The 2756-nt window shown below is 62.8% G+C and carries 2 protein-coding genes; one reads left to right on the top strand and one right to left on the bottom strand.

Going from position 1 to position 2756, the window contains the following annotated elements; genetic code table 11:
• Positions 1-103: 103 nt before the first annotated feature.
• The gene (locus WAO18_RS06990; protein ID WP_422205006.1) at positions 104-1027 is read right to left on the bottom strand and encodes a family 2A encapsulin nanocompartment shell protein; all 924 of its coding nucleotides are present in this window, start codon (positions 1025-1027) and stop codon (positions 104-106) included.
• Positions 1028-1401: 374 nt separating this feature from the next.
• Here WAO18_RS06990 and WAO18_RS06985 point away from each other — a divergent pair, with 374 nt between their 5' ends.
• Positions 1402-2673, top strand: coding sequence for a TQXA domain-containing protein (locus tag WAO18_RS06985; RefSeq protein WP_422205005.1), 1272 nt, complete (start codon positions 1402-1404; stop codon positions 2671-2673).
• Positions 2674-2756 lie beyond the last annotated feature (83 nt).

The raw sequence follows: 2756 nt of genomic DNA, 5'->3' as shown, positions 1-2756 counted from the left end.
GTCCAAACCGGGTCTGATGCTGGCCGCGTAAAGCTGGCTGGCCAGGGCGGCAAGCTCGGTAGCGCTGATCGGCAAGTCGCTCTCGGCGTCTACCGCGCGGTACTCACTTGTACTCATGGAATCGGTCCACGGCAACGCCATCGAGCACGGCGAGGGCGTCGTCGGTGAGCACAGCCAATGACGTGTAGAGCGTGACCAGGTAGCGCGCGATCGCCGACTCGTTGATGCCGGTGAACCGCACCGATAATCCCGGCGCTTGCTCGCCGACCAGGCCGGGCTGGAACAGCCCCACCACGCCCTGACGCTCCTCACCGGTGCGCACCAAAATGAACTTCGTCTTGCTCTTCTCCACCGGCACCTTGTCCGACGGAATGATCGGGATACCGCGCCAGGTGATGAACTGTGCGCCGAACAGGCTGACGACCACCGGGGGCACGCCGCGGCGGGTGGCCTCCCGGCCGAACGCGGCGACGCCGAGCGGGTGAGTCAGGAAGAAGCTGGGCGTTTTCCAGACCTTGGTGATCAACGCATCGAGGTCGTCGGGCGTGGGCGGACCGTTCAGCGTCTTGATGCTCTGCTCAGGACTCGCCTGAGCGAGCAGACCGTACTCGGGATTGTTGACCAGCTCGAGCTCCTGGCGTTCCTTGATCGTCTCGATGGTCAGCCGCAACTGCTGGGAGATCTGGTCGTGTGGGCTGGAATACAGATCGGAGACCCGGGTGTGAATGTCGAGCAACGTAGAGATGGTCCGCAGCGTGTACTCCCGCGGGCTGGTCTCGTATTCGACATACGTCTCGGGCAGCGGCTCTTCGGCACCGGCGACGTCTTCGGATTTGACCGCGACCCGCTCCGGGTTGACCACCCGGTTGACGCGGTAGATGCCGGCCTCCACCGGCACCCAGCTGAGCAGGTGCAGCAGCCAGCGCGGCGTGATGGTGGAAAGCTGAGGAACAGTCTTGGTCGCGTTGGCTAGCTGCCTGGCCGCAAGATCGCCAAGTGCCTGTGACTCGTTCTGAGCCGACGTCATCATGATCCTTCCGTCGTCGGGTGCTGATCTGGATGGTGCCGCACAGCAGGTCGGATCGCAGGCGCCGCGCCGATTCTCGCCAAGCTTAAAACTCAGCCTGATTTTTTTCGCGGCGACAACGTTGGACCTGCGGTCGAACAGCCTGGGTCAAATCATGCCCTATAGTGGCGTTATGCAACACGTCCTAGAGCCGCGCTTCGTCCCCTCGCGCTGCCTTGCGGTCAACTGTTGTTGCTGTTGTTGTCGTTGATTCCTGACGCTCTCTGACGCTGTAGAAATCCGCGCGCTTCCCCGCATCGGGGCGATCACTCCCGTCTGATCGACGGAATCGAATTGCGCACCGCTCCAAAGTCTTTCAGGAAGACGAAGTAACGATGACTATCTTGTTCTCACTCCGCCGCACGGCGGGACGGGTGGCCACCGAGAGCCGCCAAACGGTCCAGCCGGTGACAGAGCTAACCAAGATGACCCGCTACCGCGGCGGGACTTATTCGCACACGGTGGACAAAATCGTTTTCACCGATGGCAGCTGTGCCCGCACGGACCTGATCCGGCTCAATCCCAACGTGCCGGCCTACTCGCTGGATTTCACCGGCATCGCGCCACAGCACCCGTCGCGATACCAGCCGGGGACCTGGGCGGAGTTGCCTCACCTGCGGGCGTCCGGCAAGGAAGCCGAGGTCAATTGGGTCCTGCGGAACTCCTTCCCGCTGCTACCCGCCGCCGAACTGAGCCGACGGGTGCGCGCGGCGGGATATTCGATCGGACCGGCCAACATCAGCGAGCATGCAGCGATCGCCGCGACTCAGGCCGCAATCTGGTACCTGATCAACGGAATGGCCCTGGACACCCGGCCGCTCAACGTTCCGGTCGCTGTGCATCGCCCGGGCGGACCGATCACGACATTCGAATTCGACGGCGAACCCCAGCTGGGCGGATATACGGTGTGGACCGCGTCAGGGGCCGCCGCCGAGCTGAGACTGCAGAAATCTTCCAATGGCATTGTCTGGCATGATGTTTCGGGATCGTTGCTGACTACCGACATCGAAGCCGGCCGCTACCAGCGCACGCTCGGCGAAGGCAGCACGCTATCGACCAGCAGTCACGGCCGTGGTGGACGCGGTTATCGCTACTACCGGCTGATCACCACGTCGGAGTCCGGTACACCGAAGATCGAGCGGGTCAGCTTCTGGCTGACCGGCGCGGGCCATTACCGCAACGCCGACAAGGTGGTGCATCTGTACAACTACCTGCTCAGCGGGGCGCGCATAGCGGTCGGAGCAGCACCCAACCACGCTGCTACGCCAGCACTTCTCGATGTCGACGCCGTTGCCGATGGCGAGCTGATCGGCCCCTTTAGGGTGACGGCCCCACTGACGCTCGCCGTCTCCGACGGGCACCATCTCGTCGACGCCGACGGTTTCTCCATCGACAAGGTCGAACCGCTGACCGATTTCTATCTGCGCCGGGCACCGGGGACTTCGGCAGCCACATTGACCGTGAAAAATCCCGACACTCTGCGCGGACGCGTGCTGACCGGTGTGGCATTGGATGGGGCGGCACAACGCTTTACCCCCGTTGCGCTAGCCATCCCCACCGAGATGGCCATAGAGTTCGACATACAGTGGGAGGCCGACGAACTTTGATCCATCATCGTTGGAGCGAATGTAAATGAGCATTGCCGAAGACGTCACACAGCTGGTCGGACATACACCACTGCTCCGGCTGC

Origin of the sequence: Mycobacterium sp., from assembly GCF_049278535.1 — a bacterium.
Taxonomy (GTDB): Bacteria; Actinomycetota; Actinomycetes; order Mycobacteriales; family Mycobacteriaceae; genus Mycobacterium.
This window is presented reverse-complemented; position numbering and strand designations above follow the sequence as displayed.

Bases quoted from the DNA above. Each gene is read 5' to 3' on its own strand.
- WAO18_RS06990 (WP_422205006.1), bottom strand. From the start codon at position 1,027: ATGACGTCGGCTCAGAACGAGTCACAGGCACTTGGCGATCTTGCGGCC.
- WAO18_RS06985 (WP_422205005.1), top strand. From the start codon at position 1,402: ATGACTATCTTGTTCTCACTCCGCCGCACGGCGGGACGGGTGGCCACC.